This window comes from Bradyrhizobium sp. LTSP857, from assembly GCF_000938285.1.
In the GTDB taxonomy this organism is placed as follows: Bacteria; Pseudomonadota; Alphaproteobacteria; order Rhizobiales; family Xanthobacteraceae; genus Bradyrhizobium.
Map to the genome: position 1 here is coordinate 272,540 of NZ_JYMS01000026.1, position 18,312 is coordinate 290,851.

At 63.1% G+C, this 18,312-nt stretch carries 21 protein-coding genes, 1 tRNA gene and 1 pseudogene; 12 read left to right on the plus strand and 11 right to left on the minus strand.

The features are described from left to right. Positions 1-2 precede the first annotated feature (2 nt). The gene (locus UP06_RS15355; protein WP_082081439.1) at positions 3-914 is read left to right on the plus strand and encodes a polysaccharide deacetylase family protein; all 912 of its coding nucleotides are present in this window, start codon (positions 3-5) and stop codon (positions 912-914) included. Here UP06_RS15355 and UP06_RS15360 read toward each other — a convergent pair. Both UP06_RS15360 and UP06_RS15365 read right to left on the minus strand, forming a co-directional pair. Next, a complete protein-coding gene (locus UP06_RS15360; RefSeq protein WP_045003565.1) occupies positions 911-2,593 on the minus strand; it encodes a methyl-accepting chemotaxis protein in 1,683 nt (560 codons plus the stop codon). The genes UP06_RS15355 and UP06_RS15360 overlap by 4 nt on opposite strands. Positions 2,594-2,686: 93 nt before the next feature. Beyond that, positions 2,687-3,295 (minus strand): TetR/AcrR family transcriptional regulator, encoded by a 609-nt coding sequence (locus tag UP06_RS15365; protein WP_045003567.1) that lies wholly within the window; start codon positions 3,293-3,295, stop codon positions 2,687-2,689. 115 nt (positions 3,296-3,410) lie between these two features. Here UP06_RS15365 and UP06_RS15370 point away from each other — a divergent pair, with 115 nt between their 5' ends. Continuing rightward, positions 3,411-3,788, plus strand: coding sequence for a tautomerase family protein (locus UP06_RS15370; RefSeq protein ID WP_045003569.1), 378 nt, complete (start codon positions 3,411-3,413; stop codon positions 3,786-3,788). A gap of 31 nt (positions 3,789-3,819) precedes the next feature. On the opposite strand, the gene UP06_RS15375 is transcribed toward UP06_RS15370, so the two are convergent. Genes UP06_RS15375 through UP06_RS15385 form a run of 3 tightly spaced genes read right to left on the minus strand, consistent with a single transcriptional unit; the run spans position 3,820 to position 7,151 of the window. Further along, a complete protein-coding gene (locus UP06_RS15375) occupies positions 3,820-4,683 on the minus strand; it encodes an urea carboxylase-associated family protein (RefSeq protein WP_045003570.1) in 864 nt (287 codons plus the stop codon). Positions 4,684-4,727: 44 nt separating this feature from the next. After that, positions 4,728-5,657, minus strand: a complete 930-nt coding sequence (locus UP06_RS15380) for a CobW family GTP-binding protein (protein ID WP_045003572.1) — start codon at positions 5,655-5,657, stop codon at positions 4,728-4,730. Positions 5,658-5,660: 3 nt separating this feature from the next. Next, positions 5,661-7,151, minus strand: a complete 1,491-nt coding sequence (locus UP06_RS15385) for an amidohydrolase family protein (RefSeq protein ID WP_045004194.1) — start codon at positions 7,149-7,151, stop codon at positions 5,661-5,663. Positions 7,152-8,132: 981 nt separating this feature from the next. Between UP06_RS15385 and UP06_RS42665 the strand changes: the two genes are divergently transcribed. The 7 genes and pseudogenes from UP06_RS42665 to UP06_RS15420 all read left to right on the plus strand — a co-directional run bounded on the left by UP06_RS42665 (position 8,133) and on the right by UP06_RS15420 (position 10,997). Then, a complete protein-coding gene (locus tag UP06_RS42665) occupies positions 8,133-8,309 on the plus strand; it encodes a type II toxin-antitoxin system RelE/ParE family toxin (protein WP_045003574.1) in 177 nt (58 codons plus the stop codon). 42 nt (positions 8,310-8,351) lie between these two features. After that, positions 8,352-8,648, plus strand: a complete 297-nt coding sequence (locus UP06_RS15395; protein WP_045003576.1) for a HigA family addiction module antitoxin — start codon at positions 8,352-8,354, stop codon at positions 8,646-8,648. A 173-nt stretch (positions 8,649-8,821) separates the two neighbouring features. Continuing rightward, positions 8,822-9,016: pseudogene (locus UP06_RS42670) on the plus strand (hypothetical protein); the annotation flags it as partial. A gap of 34 nt (positions 9,017-9,050) precedes the next feature. Next, positions 9,051-9,527 carry a DUF7986 domain-containing protein gene (locus UP06_RS15405; RefSeq protein ID WP_045003579.1) on the plus strand — a complete coding sequence of 159 codons (477 nt, stop codon included), beginning with the start codon at positions 9,051-9,053 and terminating at the stop codon, positions 9,525-9,527. Between the two features lie 48 nt (positions 9,528-9,575). Continuing rightward, the gene (locus UP06_RS15410; protein WP_349509933.1) at positions 9,576-10,061 is read left to right on the plus strand and encodes a hypothetical protein; all 486 of its coding nucleotides are present in this window, start codon (positions 9,576-9,578) and stop codon (positions 10,059-10,061) included. 168 nt (positions 10,062-10,229) lie between these two features. After that, positions 10,230-10,493: a type II toxin-antitoxin system TacA family antitoxin gene (locus UP06_RS15415; RefSeq protein ID WP_502691554.1), complete on the plus strand. Its 264-nt coding sequence runs from the start codon at positions 10,230-10,232 to the stop codon at positions 10,491-10,493. A gap of 3 nt (positions 10,494-10,496) precedes the next feature. Further along, entirely contained in the window at positions 10,497-10,997 is a 501-nt protein-coding gene (locus tag UP06_RS15420; protein ID WP_045003582.1) for a GNAT family N-acetyltransferase, read from the plus strand. 73 nt (positions 10,998-11,070) lie between these two features. Here UP06_RS15420 and UP06_RS15425 read toward each other — a convergent pair. Further along, positions 11,071-11,145, minus strand: a tRNA-Glu gene (locus UP06_RS15425). A gap of 230 nt (positions 11,146-11,375) precedes the next feature. After that, positions 11,376-11,720, minus strand: a complete 345-nt coding sequence (locus tag UP06_RS15430) for a hypothetical protein (RefSeq protein ID WP_045003583.1) — start codon at positions 11,718-11,720, stop codon at positions 11,376-11,378. Here UP06_RS15430 and UP06_RS15435 point away from each other — a divergent pair. The 3 genes from UP06_RS15435 (at position 11,719) to UP06_RS15445 (ending at position 14,580) form a co-directional block, all read left to right on the plus strand. Continuing rightward, the gene (locus UP06_RS15435) at positions 11,719-12,726 is read left to right on the plus strand and encodes an RluA family pseudouridine synthase (RefSeq protein WP_045003584.1); all 1,008 of its coding nucleotides are present in this window, start codon (positions 11,719-11,721) and stop codon (positions 12,724-12,726) included. The genes UP06_RS15430 and UP06_RS15435 overlap by 2 nt on opposite strands. Before the next feature lie 219 nt (positions 12,727-12,945). Beyond that, complete coding sequence (gene rpoH / locus UP06_RS15440; RefSeq protein WP_045003585.1) at positions 12,946-13,845, plus strand: RNA polymerase sigma factor RpoH; 900 nt, start codon at positions 12,946-12,948, stop codon at positions 13,843-13,845. Between the two features lie 393 nt (positions 13,846-14,238). Further along, positions 14,239-14,580, plus strand: coding sequence for a hypothetical protein (locus tag UP06_RS15445; RefSeq protein ID WP_045003586.1), 342 nt, complete (start codon positions 14,239-14,241; stop codon positions 14,578-14,580). A gap of 8 nt (positions 14,581-14,588) precedes the next feature. Here the strand turns inward: UP06_RS15445 and UP06_RS15450 are convergent, their stop codons facing one another. From UP06_RS15450 to UP06_RS15465, 4 genes are all read right to left on the minus strand, one after another. Continuing rightward, positions 14,589-15,215: a peptidoglycan recognition protein family protein gene (locus tag UP06_RS15450; RefSeq protein WP_045003587.1), complete on the minus strand. Its 627-nt coding sequence runs from the start codon at positions 15,213-15,215 to the stop codon at positions 14,589-14,591. Positions 15,216-15,249: 34 nt separating this feature from the next. Further along, a complete protein-coding gene (locus tag UP06_RS15455; protein WP_045003588.1) occupies positions 15,250-16,461 on the minus strand; it encodes a GGDEF domain-containing protein in 1,212 nt (403 codons plus the stop codon). Positions 16,462-17,115: 654 nt separating this feature from the next. After that, positions 17,116-17,727, minus strand: a complete 612-nt coding sequence (locus UP06_RS15460) for a LysE family translocator (RefSeq protein ID WP_045003590.1) — start codon at positions 17,725-17,727, stop codon at positions 17,116-17,118. Positions 17,728-17,823: 96 nt separating this feature from the next. Then, on the minus strand, positions 17,824-18,198 hold the full coding sequence (locus UP06_RS15465) for a response regulator (RefSeq protein ID WP_045003592.1): 375 nt from the start codon (positions 18,196-18,198) through the stop codon (positions 17,824-17,826). Between the last annotated feature and the right edge of the window lie 114 nt (positions 18,199-18,312).

Consider the following 18,312-nt stretch of genomic DNA (forward strand, 5'->3'; position numbering starts at 1 on the left):
CCATGCCGATCCAACGCGATCTCCGCGGATATGGCAGGGTACGCCCGGATATCATCTGGCCTAATGGCGCCCGCGTCGCAGTGTCGCTGGTGGTGAATTTCGAGGAAGGCGCCGAGCTTGCCGTCGAACAGGGCGACGCCGAGACCGAACGCTACGGCGAGGTCGCCTCGACGCTACCGCCAAGTGTACGCGACCTCGCGCAGGAGCAGGTGTTCGATTACGGCATGCGCGCCGGCCTGTGGCGTTTCCTCGACGCCTTCGCTGACGCCAACATCCGTTCTACCTTTATGATGTGCGGTCGTGCGGTCGAACGTGTACCTGATCTCGCGCGCGCAGCAATTGACGCCGGGCACGAGCCGGCGGTGCACGGCTGGCGCTGGTTGTCGCACGCGCTCTATGGCGCTCCCGAAACCGAGCGTCGCGACATCGAGAGGACACGCGAGGTAATTGCCCGCGTGACCGGCGTCACGCCGGTCGGCTTCATGTCGCGCGGCAGCCAGAGCGCCTGGACCCGCGATCTCCTGATCGAACTCGGTTTCGACTACGATTCGAACGCACTCGATGACGACCTGCCCTATTGGAGTCCATCGCCGCGGGGATCGATGCTGATCCTGCCTTATGGCTTCGACACCAACGATATGAAGTTTTTCCACCCGAACGGATTTGTGCAGCCGGAGGATTTTTCGGGCTATGTCAGCGCCGCGCTCACGACGCTGCTCGAGGAGGCCGAACGCGGGCGGTCCTCAATGCTGTCGATCGGCTTTCATCTGCGCATTTGCGGCCGGCCAGCGCGCTTCCGGGCCGTGAAGGCCATTCTCGCCGAGCTTGCGCGGCTCGACGGCCGCGTCTGGGTCGCAACGCGCGCGGACATCGCGAAGTATTTTCGCGATGTCGCAGAAGAGCGGCCGCACTAGGCCGCCCGTACCCCCGCAACGAAGGCGCTGACCTCGTCCTGGAGGGATTGCAGCTTGTGCGTCAGCCGGCCGCTCGATTGCAGCACGACGCCTGCGGCCTGGCCGGTCTCTGCCGTCGCCTCGGTGACGCCGGAGATGTTTTGCGAGACCTGGTCGGTGCCGGAGGCCGCCTCCCGCACGCTGTGGGCGATCGCCTGGGTCGCGGCGCCCTGCTCCTCGACTGCGGCTGCGATCGACGAGGATATCTCGTTGACCTCCATGATGGTCGAGCGAATGCTTTCGATATTGCCAACGACCTGGTTGGTCTCGGTCTGGATCGCCGAGATCTGCGCGCCGATTTCTTCGGTCGCCCTGGCGGTCTGGCTCGCCAGCGACTTCACTTCGCTTGCGACCACCGCAAAGCCCCTGCCGGCCTCGCCGGCACGGGCCGCTTCGATGGTGGCGTTGAGCGCGAGCAAATTGGTCTGCGAGGCAATCTGGTTGATGAGGTCGATGACCTCGCCGATCTTGTGCGCGGCCGCAGCAAGGCCCTGAACCGTATCGTTGGTGCGCTGGCCATCGGCGGCCGCCTTATCGGCCACCGCCGCGGCCTGTGCGACGCGCTGGCTGATCTCGCTGATGGAGGACGACAACTCGCCGGCGGCTGAGGCCACCGTCTGCACGTTGCTCGAGGCCTGCTGGCAGGCGGTGGCGACGAAGCTGGCGCGGTCGGTCGCCTTGTTCGCGGTCTCCGACATGCCTTGCGCGGCGTGCTGCATGGCGCGGGCCTCGTTGAAGACTTCGCTAACCACGGCCTGAACGCTCGCCTCGAATTTGCCGGCGAGATCGGTCATCGTCTTGCGCTTCTCGTCGTCGACCCTCTGCTTCGCCTCCTGCTGCTCGGCGTGCATCCGGCCCACCTGCGACGCGTTGTCCTTGAAGACGGCCAGCGCCTTGGCGAGCCCGCCGACCTCGTTGTTATGATGGGTGTAGGGCACGTCGAACGCGCTGTCGCCGGCGGCGAGGCGCTCGGTCAGCGCGGTGATCTTGGCCAGCGGCCGGGTGACGCTGCGGCCGATCACGAACGAGCAGCCGAGCACGAGCACGAACACGGCGAGGCAAACCAGCGCGAAAGTCATCGCATCCTGGCGGAACACGGCGTCGACGTCGTCGAGATAGATGCCGGTGCCGACAAGCCAGCCCCAGGGCGCAAAACCCTTCACATAGGAAATCTTGGCAACGGGCTGCTCGAAGCCGGGCTTGGGCCAGAGGTAGCTATAGAAGCCCGCACCCTGCTTTTTGACCACGTCAACGAAACCGGAGAACAGGCGGTTGCCGGTCGGGTCCTTCATGTCCGAGACATCCTTGCCGTCAAGCTCGGGCTTGATCGGATGCATGATCATCTTTGCGGCCATGTCATTGAGCCAGAAATACTCGACCTTGTCGTAGCGCAGGCTCTTGATCTCCGCGATCGCGGCGGCCTGTGCCTGCTCGCGCGTGAGTTTGCCTTCGCTCTCGAGCTTCTGCTCGTGCGTCAGAATACCGTAGACGACATCAACCATCTGCTGGATCTTGGCCTGGCGATCGGCAACCATCTGTCCGCGCAGGGTCGAGAGCGCGATCGGCACCAGCGCAATCATGCCGAGGAGGCTGACGCCGACAATCAGGACCAGCTTGAAACTGATACGGGAGAAAATCATTGGGGCTCGCATGAATAAGCAATACAGATATGCCAATTTAGCCCGAACGCCTTATCAAAGCTTTAAGCATTCGGGCTCCGAACCCCTGCAGTATCACCTGGATTTGGCGACGTCCTTGCGCAGGGTCAGATCGATGGTGTGGGCCGCAATCTTTCGAAGCTCGGCCTCATCGCCATAGGCGCGCTCGAGAACAGCCAGCCCGCGCGTCACGGTGATGATGTGCAAGGCGGCAATTTCGGGATCGCCGCTGAACTCGCCCCGTTCCGCACCTGCCGACAAGGTATCCCGGACCAGAGCGGTGATGCGCGTCACCATAGCCGCAAACGCCTGGCGCGCGCCTTCGTCCAACCCTTCGCCTTCGACCGAGCCAAGCTCCATCAGCCCCCGCGTCGTCGGACATCCCCGAGGCGGCGAGCCGGAGCGGAAGTTCTTGATCGTCAGATCGAAAAACGCCGCGAGGCGTTTTCGCAAGGTGCCCGAGCCGAGCACCTTCTGGATCGAGCCGACATAGTCGCCCGCGTAGCGCTCATAGGCCTGGAGAAACAGCGCCTCCTTGCTGCCGAAGGCATTGTAGAGGCTGCCGCGCTGGACGCCGGCGTCGCGCGCGACGTCGGACAGCGAGGTGCCGCGGACGCCGTTGCGCCAGAACTGATCGAACGCGATGCGCAGGAGATCGTCGTGGTCGAATTCGCGCGGCCTCAAGTTTTGCTCCCCTCGAGAGTATTTGACACGACGTCAAAAACATGGTTTCTCGACACCGTGTCAAAAACAAATTGGGGTCGATGACCCCTTTCGTCAATGCGCCAAAGGGACCGCGATGCCTCTGCTTCACATCTCGATGCGCGCCGGCAAGCCGGAGGCCTACCGGAAAGCGATCCTCGACGGCCTCTATTGCGCCATGCGCGAGGCGCTCAACGTGCCCGAGGGCGACGAGTTCATGACCATCAGCGAGCTTGGGCCCGCAAACTTCCGCTGCGGCAACGCCTACGGCATCAAGCGAAGCGACGACGCAGTGCTGATCCAGATCACCGTGTTCGCCACGCGTACCGCCGAGCAGAAGAAGACGCTGTATCGGCGAATCGCGGCGCTGCTCGGCGAAAACCCGGGGATCCGGCCGGAGGACGTGTTCGTGAACGTGCTCGACGCCCCGGCGGAAAACTGGTCCGTCGGCCACGGCCTCGCGCAATTCGCGTGAGTTTGCCGGACCTGCCGACAGGACCCGAGGCTCAGCTTCCCGCATGCGCACCGTGGCGGCGGTGGTACTCACTCGGCGACGACCAGGTCCAGCCCTTCAGTGTCGCTCGATCCGGCTCAAAGATTTCGATCTTGAGCGGGTGGCATGCCGCAGCGTCGCTGGAATGGGTTGCGCTGCAGTCTCCACCGGGACAGGCCGACAACGCTCCGAGCAGATCGATCTCCGCGAAGAACTCGATGAAGTCGCCGGGACGGACGGGGCTTGCCTTCATGAAATATTGGTGTGTGTCTCTGGTGAAGCCGGTACACATGAAGACATTGAGCACGTCGTGGACGTGATGCTCGACCGTGCGTGGCTCCATCTTCAGTTCAGCAGCAAGCGCGCGGGACAGATTGGAATGGCAGCAGAAATCATAGCTGCCGCCGTTCAGCATCAGGTTCGTGTAGGGATCGCAGCGCGTGCCTATGACGTCGTGAATTCCGCCGCCGTCCTCGTCGAAACCGTACCAGCCGAGCGTGTCGTGGCTGATGGTCGCCATCGGCCGAAGATAGGGCATGTTGCTCCAGAGCCGGTCGCCGGCGCCGACATGCGTGCCATGGATCGCGCGCGTCTTGCCGCTGAAAAAACGCTCGGAGAGATCGTCCGCGTTCCAGAGATTGAGATCGCCGACCTGGGGGCCCTCAATGCTGACGATGCGGAAGAACTGGCCGCGCGCGACACGAAATGTTCTGGCGTCGCGCGCCGGTACGATGACTTCGTGCGTTTTGACCATGGTATGGCGGGCTTGCTCGAGCGCGGCCAGGTCGGGCCTGGGCATCGTGCCGGCCGGGTAGACGATCGCCGGTTTGGCGGCGCGGCGCGAGGCGGCGTCAGCGGGTGCGATTTTGGGCGACATGCCAGGCTCATTCCTACGATTGCGATCCATACTACTGCCTCAGCTCACCCACTCGCAACGCACCCCTCCATGATCCCGTCGAGCTCGGCCTTCGAGAGCACGCCGAGCTCGGCGATGAAGACGATCCGCGCTCGCGGCACGCCCGGCACCGGCACCTCGCCTGTCGCCAGCGTCGCGCGGCCACCGGCGAACTGAAACACCATCAAGCGCCCGGGCTGCTCGATCGTTTCGAACAGGCCTTTGGCTCGCGCAAGTTTTGGCGCCAGACGATTGATGGCCTGCTGCAAGCGTGGCAGCGAGAGCGCCCGCTCCGACGTCCAGCTCAGCGTCTCGAAGCGCTCTTCGGCCGGCCGTTTCGGCCCCGGCTCGCGCGGCGCCGGCGCACGATCAACATTCGCGGGAAACAGCAGCGCAGCGGGGATCTCGCCATTGCGTGCATCGACCACCACCGCAGGAACGCGGAGCGCGCGGATGGAATCACGCATCCGGGCACCTGCCCCCTCGTCCGCCAGATCCAGCTTGCTCAGCGCCACGATATCGGCGACGCGCAACTGCGACCGCATCAGCGCGTCATCCAGGGCCGCCGGCGGTGTTGCCGCGTCCATCACGCAGAGCACCGTTTCCAGCGGTGCTTCGCGCAGGATCACGGGGTCCAGCAGATTGCGCACGATGTCGGCGGGATCGGCGACGCCGCTGGTTTCGATGACGATGTACTCCGGCCTGGGATCACGCCGCAGCAGCGACGAGAGCGTGCGGAGCAGATCGCCTTCGAGCGAGCAGCAGATGCAGCCGTTGCTCAGACTCACCACGCCGTCGCTCGCGCCGGCGATCAGCTCGGCATCGATGTTGATCGCGCCGAAATCATTGACCACGGCGGCGATCCGCCGCCCGCCCGCATGCGCCAGCAGATGGTTCACGATCGTCGTCTTGCCCGCCCCCAGAAAGCCCGTGACCAGGAGAATCGGGACCGGCATGCGTCAGCTCTCGACGACGGGCCGGCGCACCGGCTTTCCGGGGCGCGCTTCGACATCCAGAATGCCGTCGCTGATCAACGGCTGCCCGCTGACCACGAGATGCCGCACGCCTTCCGACGGACGGTTCATCGCCGTGAACGTGGCGCGGTCGCTGAGCTTCTCGTAGTCGAACACGACGATGTCGGCATCCGCGCCCTGCGTGAGCCTGCCCTTGGCGCGCATCGCGGGCGTGCTTTGCGACAAAATCTCCGCGGGGATCAGCGCACATTTGCGCACGCCTTCCATCAGCGACACGGCTTTGCGCTCACGCACCCATTCGCGGATGAATTTTGTGAAGCAGCCGGCCGAGCGCGGATGCGAGGTGGCGTCATCCGGCAGCGGCCAGGCGTCGCCGGTGTAGGTCTTGCCGTCCGACGTCGTCCACGGCATCGCATCGGAGGCGATCGCGCCGCCGGGATAGAGCACCGACATATCGAGGAGGTCGCGATGATGCGCATTGTTGTCGGTGTCGAGGATATGCCACAGCACAAGCGTGGAGGGTTCCTCGGCTTGCGCCTTGAGCAGCTCCTCGCGGTCGTGGAAGCGGTAGCCGTCGGTCACCCGCTGCACTGAATCGTAGCCGGTGCCGTTGCGCTCGACGAATTCAGGGTCGCTGAAGAAGGCGGCGGCGAGGACGGTCGAGCCGGTGCCGTAAGGATAGGCCTCGACCGTGATGGGGAGGCCCTGCGCCTGCGCCTTCTCGATCAGCACGCGGCAGCGCGCGATGTCGGTCTTGCTCGACGAGTTGAAATGGCAGATGTGCATGTGCGCGCCGGTGGCGCCGGCATAGCCGATCAGGCGGATATAGGCTTCCGCCGCGCTTTCAGGATCGACGCGCGACATATAGGCGACGTGGGTGAAGGTCGGCACATCCTGCTTGGCCGCGAGCTGGCAGACCGCGGTCAGCTCCTGCACGCCGGCGCCGGGCGCATAGGCGTTCAAGATGCCGATGCCGATGCCGCCCTCGTTCAGGCCGCGCGCGAGGCGCTCGAGGATGCCCGCGACCTCCGCGTCGCTCGCCACGTTGTCCATCCAGCGGCGATCGCGCATGGCATTGCCGAACGCCTCCAGCGAGCTCTCCGCATTGGAGCCCGTCATCGCGCCGATGCGCGCAAAAGCCCAGTTGGTAGCGGCACCGTAGTTCAGCACGCGTCCCTTCCTGGCCTGGCGCTCATACCATGACCCGACCGGCAGCACGCCGGCCTCGAGATCGAGCGTCGTCGTCACGCCATCGAAGGCCTGCATGCGGTCGGCCGGAAGCGACTGGCCGTGCGCATGGAGATCGATGAAACCGGGCGCGACCACGAGCCCGGTCGCGTCGATCACCCGCTCGGCGCCGCCGAGCGAGGAGCCGACGGCGGCGATCTTGCCATCCACCACCGCCACATCGCCGATGGCATCCATCCCGCTCGCCGGATCCACCACCCGGCCGCCGCTGATCACCAAACCGCTCATATCGTCGCTCCGAAATGCAAATAGCCAAAACCTCCAAAGGCCCGGCGGCAGCTTCGGAGGCAGATCGGGGCGCATAGAGGCAGATTCCGGGGAGAACGACCACCTCCGCTGATGCCGATGCATCATGCTCGCATGGGAGGTCAGGGCGTACGCTCGCGTTCTCGCGGCCCGTTTGGCCCGAGTCATGCTTTTCGTTTTCACCCTCTCGTAAGAAAGGGCGCAGGGAAGACCGGGCGCCGGCTGGCACCCACACAACCCCTATGCGAAGATGATGCACACGCAATGCACAGGGGAAACACAGGGCAGCCAAACGTTCGGCCTTCCCTGCGCAGTGGTTTGACGGCCTATGCCGTGCTCTCCCGGGAGCCGAGTTCGTTCTGGCCTCCCTCACCATCGCGAAATTCACGACCTCCGCGCCGGTTGACGCAATGACTCCTTCGCGAAGGCTTGACCGTAGCAACGACGGCCAGGACCACACGGTTTCGCCGTACGCAGGCAACCCTGCTTCGCCAAGAGGCTTCGCAGGGCATAGGCGCCGTTCGTCATGCGCAGTTCGTGACGCACTCACGGGGTTCATCCCGCCCTGCACGCCCGATCCCGCATCGACGCCGCCCGCGTCCACCGCAATCCCCGCCCGCGTTCGTGACGACGTACGACCGCCCCTTTAGTGGGCTGGGATGTCGACACATACGACAAATCCGAATTTCGGCAAAGTGGAATATTTTTGTAGAAAGGGGTTGACACAAGTGACGGCTGTTTTGCCGGACGGGCGGCCCAAGCCCACGGCCGGCCTACGCAAGTAGACCCGCCAATGGTATCTCGTTGAGATGCGAAGGACTTGAAATACGTATCCCAACGAGATACGTATAGCCATGATCAAGAGCTTCAAAGGGAAGTTCGCCGAGACGATCCTTCAGGGCCGCATGGCACCGAAGGGGTTTCCCGGCAGATCTCGCGAAAGTCGCGCGCCGAAAGCTGATCATGGTGGATGCCGCCGAGTTTCTCGATACGTTGAAATCGCCTCCCGGCAACCGCCTTGAAGCTCTCAAGGGCGATCTGGCCGGCAAGCACTCGATCCGCATCAACGATCAATGGCGGATCGTATTCAGATGGACCGCCGCGGGCCCCGAAGACGTCGAGATCGTGGACTATCACTAGGCAGACCGGCCCGCCTTGTGGCCGACCAAAAGGAGTTCGCAGATGGCAAAAAAGCTACCGCCAATTCATCCCGGCGAAATTCTGCGTGAAGAATTTCTCGTTCCGCTCAAGCTGACACCCTACGCGGTCGCGGCTGCCCTGAACGTGCCGCGCACCCGGATCGAGCGCATTGCGCGCGAAGAAAAGCCCGTCACAGCCGACACCGCGCTACGGCTCGGCAAATTCTTCAAGACCGGAGCTGCGTTCTGGATGAACATTCAGGCGCGCTTCGATCTCGAAACGGCCGAAGACGTGCTTGCGCCCCAGATCAAGAAGATCACGTCTTACGAGGCGGTATGAGAGCCTAGCGGTCGCGAGCACCGATTGACCTTGCGAGATGGTTCACCTCGACTGTGAAAAGGCCGGAACCGGGCGGCTCCGGCCGATACAAAATTGCGACATTGGCTGTTACGCGAATCGGTGCACAGCGGTAATTATTGCAGAAAATTGCCGGTCCAATTCGGAGACGTTCCATGGCCCTTCCTCTCGTCCAACAGCAGCCGCCCCTGCCTTGGGGCCCCGATACGCGTTCGACGCGGGACGATCTCCTCGACAGATATCTTCATCTTCGGGAAATCTCCAAAAGACTTCATGACGACGTTCTCAGCTCCATCTCTGCCGAGACGTTTCTGAATCACGCGCGTCGGCTCGGATTGGCACAGGGAAAGATGTTCGTTCTCGATCATGAGGACGAGATGTACTATGTCTACGACCTTGCCGTTTACACAGCGCCGGGCGATCGACCGCTACGCGAGGTCGGCCCGGTTCGAACCGCAATCCGACGAGCGGTTGATGTTGGACGCGATGCGCGCGTCGCAGTTTGCAATCCTTCTGATCGAACAACGTCACGACTCGGCGGGCCTGATCGCCACCGATATTCTCCGCAACTCCAAAGTGTGGCTGCTCGACATTGGGCTCGAAAGTTCGATGGACGACGGAGAATTGATCGCGACCAGGCTGATCACCCCCGGCTCGTTCTCGATGACCGCCGGCGTCAACGTTCCGTTCGAGATCGAAATGCTCGAGGCGATTTGCGCGCTACTGCCCCGGAGCATTGGCAACGGCGAGCTCAGTCGCGTAGCCGAGGACAGGCGCTTCGCTGAAGCCGTCTACAAGGCGGGGCTGATGGACGGCGTCATGGACAAGATGGCCTATCTTGATCTGCCCGACCGGGCCTGACCTCTTTTTGCAGCATGGGTCGAGTTTCTCGCGATACCCATTGCGACTTTGAGCGCGGCGCGCTTCAATCTGAGATCATCGTGGTCGACACGGGCGAACACCATGCCAGTGACTATCGGGGACATTACCGGAGCCTTCGAGTTCGCCAATACCGGCGGCGACATGGGAGAGTTTTGCGCCTTCGTCTGCAAGCAGACCGGGAAAATCTACCTCCAAACCGATTTCCCGGACACAGCAGAGTTGCTCGACGAACTACCGGACGACATCCACGACGAGGAAAAATACGTCGCACTCCCGGACAAGCGCGAACTCGATCTGGGCAAGCCGCTGGTTCTCGCTTTTGCCGGCGAATACCTGCCGGGCGATTTCGATGACGTCCGCTATTTCTTCGACAAGCGCGGCGCTTATTCGAAATTCAAGGCGCTGCTCGCCAGACGCGGTGCGATCGATCGCTGGCATGCCTTCGAGGCGAAAGCCACGGAGCAGGCGCTGCGCGACTGGTGTGCGCTGAATGAGATCGAAATCGTCGGTTAATGCGGCGCTCTGTTCAGAACGAAGGCATCCGCTTCCATCCACCTGAAATAGCTAGCTTATTTTCTGTATCTTCACTTCGTATTGCAAAAAGCGCTACAAATTCTATATTGGCTTCTATGGAGGTTCATGATGCCCCGAGCCGTTGAACGTAAGGAGCATCCGCTTTCGATGCGGCTGCCGGAAACTGACATTGCCATCATCGATCGGGCAGCGGCGCTGCGCGGGCGATCACGCACAGACTTCGTGCGTGACGCGGCAGTACGTGCGGCCGAGGACGTGCTGATGGAGACGGCCCCTATTCGAATGACTCCATCCGGCTTCAAGGCATTCATGGCGACGCTGTCCGGCCCGGCTGCCCCGGTCCCAGAAATGGTTGAGCTCTTCCAGCGTGCAGCGCCATGGGAGACCAATCGCTCAAGCAAGAGGCGATGAGGCTTGGCAATCTCCGGCCCCGAACCACTGACGGGGGCTCACAATCTCGACGAGTTCTCCTGCGGCAAGCCATCCCTCGACCGATGGCTCAAAACGCGGGCGCTGTCCAACCAGGAAAAGGGTTTTACGGCCGTTATGGTCGTTCACGACGTGAACCGAGTGGTCGGCTATTATGGTCTCGCGCCGACGGCAATCATACCCTCGTCTCTGCCGCGGTCCATACGGACCGGTCAACCGCCCGACCCTGTGCCTTGCCTGCTGCTGGGTCAGCTTGCGACTGATGAGAATTGGATTGGCAAAGGAGTTGGCACCGGCCTGCTCAAGCATGCGCTCCAGCGCTGCGTCACGGCCGCAGGCCTGATTGGAGGGCGTGCGTTGATTGTCAACGCGGTCGATACTGACGCTGCTGCGTTCTGGGGACGGCGCGGGTTCATTCCCTCGAAGGATGACCCGCTTATCCTCTTCAGATCGATCGCTGATATTGCGGCATCGCTTCGCCAATAGCCGCCGCAATTGCGCAGCTCACGAGAGTCGATCGCCAAGAGATGCGCTGAGACGCATCGATGTTCGGGATATATGGCGCTCCCTAGGGGAATCGAACCCCTGTTTCAGCCTTGAGAGGGCCGCGTCCTAACCGCTAGACGAAGGGAGCGTGAGGGACACGACATAGCCTCGAATTTTGCCGGCGGCAAGCCGGGATTGAGGGTTTCAGACATGCTCTCTGTCGTCGTCCTGGCGAAAGCCAGGACCCATTACCCCTCGGGATAATTGTAACGCGCAGAGTTAACTCCGAGTCCCCATAACCATATCCGGCCAGTGGCTATGGGTCCTGGCTTTCGCCCAGGACGACAGCGGAGGCGTTGGGGAGTTCCGAGCCCGGCCTTACGGCTCATTGGCAAATTTCAGCTTTCCGGCCGGCTTCAAGCTGTGGGCATCGAAGGTGCGGATCTCGATAACCCCGCCGACATCGAGCGTGATCACGAGCCGGTCCCCGGCAACCCCGGTCGAGACGATTTTGGCTCCCTTCGGCAAGGTAGCGGTGACGTCCACGACCGGCTCCGCCGCCCTTCCCTCCGACTTGAAAAGGCGGTAGCCCACCGCGATCAGGACGGCGCAGATTGCCAGCGCCGTCGTCAACCCCGCGATCAGCATCATCCGCCGCACCCGCGCAAACAGCGCGGCCTGCTCGAGGCTCGGGTCGGGAACAACGGTATCAGACGTCGTCATGGAAAGCTCGGGTTCAGCGCAGAAATTGGAGGTCGTGGTCGGCGGCGACGAGGGCTCGGCCCGGCTCGACCGCGTGCTGGCGGCACAGCTGCCGGACCTGTCGCGATCAAGGCTGAAAGCCCTGATTTTGGCGGGCGCGGTGAGCCTGAAGGCCGCCGCGGTCCGCGACCCCGCTTATCACGTCAGTTCGGGCGATACGATCATAATCGACGTGCCGGAGGCGGTCCCGCCAGAGCCCAAGGGCGAGGATATCGCGCTGGATATCGTGTTCGAGGACGACGACATCATCGTCCTCAACAAGCCGAAGGGGCTGGTGGTGCACCCCGCGGCCGGGCACGAGACCGGCACGCTGGTGAATGCGCTGATCGCCCATTGCGGCAGCTCTCTCTCGGGCATCGGCGGGGTTCGCCGGCCCGGCATCGTGCACCGGCTCGACAAGGACACCACAGGGCTGATGGTGGTCGCCAAGAACGACCTTGCGCATGCGTCGCTGACCGCGCAATTCGCCGATCACGGCCGCACCGGACCGATGCGGCGCGGCTATATGGCCTTCGCCTGGGGCGCGCCGGGCCGCCATCGCGGCACGGTCGACGCGCCGATCGACCGCCATCCGTATGCGCGGGAGAAGATGGCGGTGCGCCAGAGTGGCCGTGAAGCGGTGACGCACTGGGAGATTTTGCAGAGTTTTGCCGGGCGCGACGGCAAGCCGATCGCAACCCTGCTGGCCTGCGAGCTCGAGACCGGGCGCACCCACCAGATCCGGGTCCACCTCGCCCATATCGACCATCCGCTCTTAGGCGATGCCGTCTACGGCCCGCATTTCAAGACCAAGGCGAACCAGCTCGGCCTTGAGTCGCAGGCCGCTTTGACCGCCCTTGGACGGCAAGCGCTGCATGCCTATCTGCTGGTACTGGAGCACCCGAGGACCGGAGAACTTCTTCACTGGGAGGCGGCTCTGCCGGAGGATTTGCTTCTCCTGGAGGGGGCTTTGAAAGCGGCGCTATGACGCAGGCAGTTTCAGAAAACCCTTACCTTACAAAAAGTTATAGCTGCCACACGGGGACGTGACGTCAGCAATCCTTCCCTTTTTGCCCCCCCTTGGGGTATATTGCGCCTGCGTTGAAATGACCAACGCGGAACATCGCAGCTACGACTGGCTTTAACCAAGCGGTCGTCTGCCTGGCCCGCCGCTATCGGGGGCCTGAACCTGTTTGGAGGGCGCACTATGGCCCGTACCGCTACCCTGCCGGTCCTCAATGGAGAATCCGGCCTTTCCCGTTACCTCGGCGAAATCCGCAAGTTTCCGATGCTGGAACCCCAGCAGGAATACATGCTCGCCAAGCGTTGGCGCGAGCACGACGATCGTGACGCCGCGCATCAACTCGTCACCAGCCATCTGCGACTCGTGGCCAAGATTGCCATGGGCTATCGCGGCTACGGCCTGCCCATCTCCGAGGTCGTCTCGGAAGGCAACGTCGGCTTGATGCAGGCGGTGAAGCGTTTCGAACCCGAAAAGGGGTTCCGTCTCGCCACCTACGCCATGTGGTGGATCAAGGCGTCGATTCAAGAGTACATCCTGCGTTCGTGGTCGCTGGTGAAGATGGGCACCACCGCGAACCAGAAGAAGCTGTTCTTCAACCTGCGCAAGGCGAAGAGCAAGATTTCCGCGCTGGACGAAGGCGATCTCCGCCCCGACCAGGTGAAGATCATTGCCAAGCGTCTCGGCGTCACTGATCAGGACGTGATCGACATGAACCGCCGCCTCGGTGGCGACGCGTCGCTCAACGCACCGATCCGCGACGACGGCGAAGCCGGCGAATGGCAGGACTGGCTGGTCGACAATTCGCCCAACCAGGAAGCCATGCTGGCCGAGCACGAGGAGTATGATCACCGCCGTGACGCGCTAAATGGCGCCATGGGCGTGCTCAACCCGCGCGAACGCCGCATCTTCGAGGCCCGTCGCCTCGCCGATGAGCCGATGACGCTGGAAGACCTTGCCGCCGAGTTCGGCGTGTCGCGCGAACGCGTCCGCCAGATCGAGGTCCGTGCCTTCGAGAAGGTGCAGTCCGCGGTCAAGGGCACGATCGCAAGGGCCGAACAAGCCGCGCTGGAAGCCGCGCACTAAGCGAGGCTTTCGCGCCAGAGATTGGCGGATCGAGAGACAGAAAGCCGGCGGCAACGCCGGCTTTTTTGTTTTGTGGCGATGCTCTGTTTGAGCGCCAAGCTCGTCCCACACTCGGTGTCATGCTCCGCGAAGGCGGGGCATCCAGTACGCCGCGGCGCCATCGCGAGAGCGAGATCTCCAACGCAGGCCTCTGGAATACTGGATCGCCCGGCTAAACCGGGCGATGACAGCGGTGGCTGTGGCTGCAGTCGGTAGAGCGTCCTGCCGACTGAGACGGCCATCACATTCCCCTCCCCTGAGCCCAAGGTAGAACCGAGCTTGCCTTGAACCCCTGCGACCGGTCAACCGACCCAAAGAGAGCGAGCGACAACATTCAAGCGAACGGACACCACCGTGTCGATCATCCTGCAATCCACCGTCGGCGGCTTCTCCGCCCAGTTCATCCGCAAGCTGCCGCTGGTCGAGCAAGCGATGCGCGAGCACGGGCTCGACCCCGCGGAGTTCGTGATCTCGAAGGACTATGCGAGCACGGCCACGATCCCGATCATGGGTCCGTTCTTCTATAATTACAGCGTGTTCTTCGGCGACGAGCAGTTCACCGTCACCGAGCCGAACGACACGGTGTTTCTGGATTACTTCTTCAAACGCGTGCTGGCGGCCGACGAGCCGCCGGAGTTACCGCAGCGGCCGGGATTGATCCGGCGATTTTTTGGTTGGATGGCGCAGCCGGTCTAACGCCCCCCTTACTCCCCCCATGTCCTTGCCAGCGTCGCGAGCCAGCAGCCCTCGCAATAGCGGGCGTCCTTGTAGTCGATCCAGTTGTGCGCGTAGACGTGGTCGAGCGGGATGCCGTAGCGCGCGCGCAAGACCTGGACGAGGATCTTCCACGCTGCGACTTGCGCCGCCGTCGGGCCGGTCGCCACGTCGGGATAGTTGCCGGCGAACTCGACACCGATCGAATTGTCGCGCACGACCTGATGAAAGGTCGACTTGTTGTCGATGTACTTGTTGTCGTCGCGGTTGGCGCCGTCGGTGTGGGTCGGCACCAGATTTTCCGCAACCGACCAATAGACCGTGCCGTCGGTCTCCACCCAGACCATCACGCCGCGCCTGGTCGGGTTCTTCGCTTGCTCCTGCGCGCCGCCGCGCGCCGAGCCCGTCGGCCCCTCGGTCTGGTGCACGATGATGTTGCGCCATGGATGGGCATTGCCGACATCGCCCCACGGCGCGAGCCAGACCATTTTCAGCCCGGGAATATCGGGCGTGCCGGAGACGCGCGCGATTTTCGCGAGCTCGGCGTCCGTTGCGGCTGCGGGGGCGATCAGAAAGAGCGCAGCGACAACGGCCGCGAGCAGGCGAGATATCATCATGCGGGTCCAATGCAGACCCGAAGTTAGCACGACTTTACGCGAATTTGCGCGTGGCCTCGACCGGTCCGGGCGGCTCCGGCGAGAGCGGCGGCGCCTGGTCATAGACCGCAAAATCGTTCTTGCCGTTTTTCTTGGCGGCATAGAGGGCGTGGTCGGCGTGCGCGATCAGCCGGTCCGGGAATTGGCCGATGTCGCGATCCCATTCGGCCACGCCGATCGAGATCGCGATGGGAATGTCGTTGCCGGCGCAAGCCGCGGCATCCTGACGGCAGACCTCGAGCACGCGGCGGGCGATCAGCGCGCCTTCGCGTAAGGAGGACGACGGCAGCACGACGCAGAACTCGTCGCCACCGGTGCGGGCGAGCATGTCGCCGGGCCTTAGGCGCGTCTGCGCCATCAGGGTGAAATGCTGGAGGCAGGCGTCGCCGGCCGCATGTCCATGGGTGTCGTTGATGGTCTTGAAGCCGTCGAGATCGATCACCAGCAGCGAGAACGGCTCGCCGCTGCGCTCCGAGCGGGCGCATTCCTCGGAGAGGCGCTGCAACAGATGGCGACGGTTGGCGACGCCGGTGAGATCGTCGAGCAGCGCCAGATCGGCGACCTCGTTGCGCAGGCGGTCCATCGCCATCAAGAGGAAGCCGAAATTGAGCGTCATCGAGAGGAACAGAAGCCCCAGCACCATGACGGCATGGCCCTGACTGCCGGCCACGGCCGAGAAATCGCCGCCAAGCAGATTGCCGACCGTACGGGCCGCGAAGATCGCGATGATGGTGATGATGACGATGCTGGAGAGCCAGGCGCCGGGACTGACGCGGCCTTCCTGCGGCGACAGCAGCAGGCGCAACGCCAGCAGCAGAGGAACGGCCTGCCCGAGCGTGTAGCTCATCATGCGAAGCTGCATGTGATCGAACACGACCATGAAGAACACCGTGCCACTGATGCTCAGGGCGCTCGTCGCGACCATGACGCGCCAGGACACCGGCCGGCCATAGAAACGCTGAATGCCCATCGCCGCCAGGCAGCTCGCGGCGATGATACCGGCGGACCCGAGCAGAAGCGGCAGAGGAGAGGTGACGAACAGGCGGGCCAGGGCGGTCATTGCACCGGCTGCACCGACAAAGGCCGACGCCATCCAGAACCGTGCCGCCTCGAATTTCGGATAGGAGCTCGTCACGTAGGCCCAGATCAGGCCGAGCGCCAGGAAGTTGACGACGAAAACCGTCCAAAGTGTCGGTACGTTCAGCATGGCGCCCACAGTACGCGCAGCGTCCCGCTCCCTGTCTCTGGCACCCGTTCGTCCATGACCCGTCCCCGTGTTCTTGCGGACGACAATGCGCGGGTGCGCTTAACGGAACCTCACCGCGATCTGCGAAAGCGCGTCTTTGGTTTTGGATTCATGAACGGCGCGCGCCGATTGTCGGGTTGTTAGCCATGCCGCCGACGTCGATGTGAGATGCGCCGTGGCGTGCTGCGATGCGGATTCGCGGGCGGAAATCACCCGAAAATGCATCTGAGCTGTGGATAACGTAATGACACGGATGTGACAGCGCGGGGCAGGCGCCCGCGAATCTGCTGAGTTCGTCACCGAGGATGTTGCGAGGCTGGCCCTCCGCCGAGCATCCCTCGTGTCGCGTTTAACCATGAACCCTTGAGAGGATACTATGGCTAAGAAAGCGAAGAAGGCGGCGAAGAAGAAGGCGAAGAAGGCCAAGAAGGCGAAGAAGAAGTAACGCAGCTTCTTTTTGTTTGCCCGGGCGGAGCCTCGCTCTGCCCGGGCTTCGGGTCAGATTGAGAGATTGAAGGTGGCGGGCGCGAGGCCCGCTTTTTTATTGGCTTGCTCCGTTCTCTCACACCTCGCCCTGCAAGCGGGGAGAGGTGAAGAGGAGATCGCGTCTACTGCCTATCGCTCGGCGAATGCGAGCTTCGCCCCAAGCAGGGCAAAGCCCGCCGCAAAGCTGCGGCGCAGCCAGGCCATCACACCAGGGCGGGAGATGACGCGCTCGCGTACCGATGCCGCGCAGAGGCCATAGACGACGAACACCACAAAGGTCATCGCCATGAAGGCGCCGCTCAATTCCAGCATCCGTGCCAGCACATGGGCCTCGTCGAGCGCGATGAACTGCGGCAGGAAGGCGAGGAAGAAGATCGAGAGTTTTGGGTTCAGGATATTGATCAGGAAGCCGGTCACGATGACGCGGCCGCTCGATCGCTCCTTGATATCAGCCTCGACCGAAAGCGACCCGGTTTCGCGCAGCGCCTGCCAGGACATGTAGAGCAGATAGGCCACGCCGCACCATTTCAGCGCGGCAAAGGCGAGCGCGCTGGTGTGGAGCACGGCGGCAAGGCCCAGCATCGCCGCGATCATATGCGGCACGATCCCGAGGGTGCAGCCGAAGGCGGCCGCCACGCTGGCACGGGAGCCGCGCGTGAGTGCCGCAGCCAGCGTATAGAGCACGCCGGTGCCGGGGGACGCGACGACGATGAGCGAGGTGAGCAGGAAGGACCAGGACATGTCCTGTCCCTACCACCCCTGCCCGGCCTGGAAAAGTCACGACCCGGTCAGCCGAGCCGGCGACGCCCATCGGGTCGCCGGCGACCTCGTGCTTCCCTAGGACAGTTGCGCGAGCTCGGCTTCGCGCAGCACGTCGAGCGGCGCCCACGGCTTGGCCCAGAATTTTGCGCCATCAGGCAAGGGCTGCATCAGCGGACGCCCGGAGGTGACGACGATGTCGAGCTTCGGATTGCGGTCCTTGGCGACGTGCGCCAGCTCGACCCCGTTCATGCGGCCGGCAAGTTGCACGTCCGTCAGCAACAGGCACAGCGCGCCCGCATTCTTCTCAAGCACACGCTCGGCAGCCTCGGCACTTTCGCACTGGATGACCTGGTAGCCACTCTCTTCCAGCAGCAGACTGAGCATCTCCCGCTGCATAGCGTCGTCCTCTACGATGAGTGCGGTTGCTTGAAATGGTTCTGACTGTCCCATCGATGGCTCCCAATGCTTGTGTGCGTCCGCCTCACGTGAGTTAAGGAGCGAACTCCCTTGCAGTTCGGTTCCATTCTGAAAAAATGTAAATCATAGTTCCCTATCAGAGCTTGA

What these genes read in the sequence shown, in the direction of transcription:
- UP06_RS15460 (WP_045003590.1), bottom strand. Translation starts at nt 17,727, where the DNA reads ATGTCCTGGTCCTTCCTGCTCACCTCGCTCATCGTCGTCGCGTCCCCC.
- UP06_RS15395 (WP_045003576.1), top strand. Translation starts at nt 8,352, where the DNA reads ATGGCAAAAAAGCTACCGCCAATTCATCCCGGCGAAATTCTGCGTGAA.
- UP06_RS15430 (WP_045003583.1), bottom strand. Translation starts at nt 11,720, where the DNA reads ATGACGACGTCTGATACCGTTGTTCCCGACCCGAGCCTCGAGCAGGCC.
- UP06_RS42665 (WP_045003574.1), top strand. Translation starts at nt 8,133, where the DNA reads ATGGTGGATGCCGCCGAGTTTCTCGATACGTTGAAATCGCCTCCCGGC.
- UP06_RS15415 (WP_502691554.1), top strand. Translation starts at nt 10,230, where the DNA reads ATGCGGCTGCCGGAAACTGACATTGCCATCATCGATCGGGCAGCGGCG.
- UP06_RS15405 (WP_045003579.1), top strand. Translation starts at nt 9,051, where the DNA reads ATGTCTACGACCTTGCCGTTTACACAGCGCCGGGCGATCGACCGCTAC.
- UP06_RS15355 (WP_082081439.1), top strand. Translation starts at nt 3, where the DNA reads ATGCCGATCCAACGCGATCTCCGCGGATATGGCAGGGTACGCCCGGAT.
- UP06_RS15465 (WP_045003592.1), bottom strand. Translation starts at nt 18,198, where the DNA reads ATGGGACAGTCAGAACCATTTCAAGCAACCGCACTCATCGTAGAGGAC.
- UP06_RS15375 (WP_045003570.1), bottom strand. Translation starts at nt 4,683, where the DNA reads ATGTCGCCCAAAATCGCACCCGCTGACGCCGCCTCGCGCCGCGCCGCC.
- UP06_RS15385 (WP_045004194.1), bottom strand. Translation starts at nt 7,151, where the DNA reads ATGAGCGGTTTGGTGATCAGCGGCGGCCGGGTGGTGGATCCGGCGAGC.
- UP06_RS15455 (WP_045003588.1), bottom strand. Translation starts at nt 16,461, where the DNA reads ATGCTGAACGTACCGACACTTTGGACGGTTTTCGTCGTCAACTTCCTG.
- UP06_RS15370 (WP_045003569.1), top strand. Translation starts at nt 3,411, where the DNA reads ATGCCTCTGCTTCACATCTCGATGCGCGCCGGCAAGCCGGAGGCCTAC.
- UP06_RS15450 (WP_045003587.1), bottom strand. Translation starts at nt 15,215, where the DNA reads ATGATGATATCTCGCCTGCTCGCGGCCGTTGTCGCTGCGCTCTTTCTG.
- UP06_RS15435 (WP_045003584.1), top strand. Translation starts at nt 11,719, where the DNA reads ATGGAAAGCTCGGGTTCAGCGCAGAAATTGGAGGTCGTGGTCGGCGGC.
- UP06_RS15360 (WP_045003565.1), bottom strand. Translation starts at nt 2,593, where the DNA reads ATGATTTTCTCCCGTATCAGTTTCAAGCTGGTCCTGATTGTCGGCGTC.
- UP06_RS15380 (WP_045003572.1), bottom strand. Translation starts at nt 5,657, where the DNA reads ATGCCGGTCCCGATTCTCCTGGTCACGGGCTTTCTGGGGGCGGGCAAG.
- rpoH (WP_045003585.1), top strand. Translation starts at nt 12,946, where the DNA reads ATGGCCCGTACCGCTACCCTGCCGGTCCTCAATGGAGAATCCGGCCTT.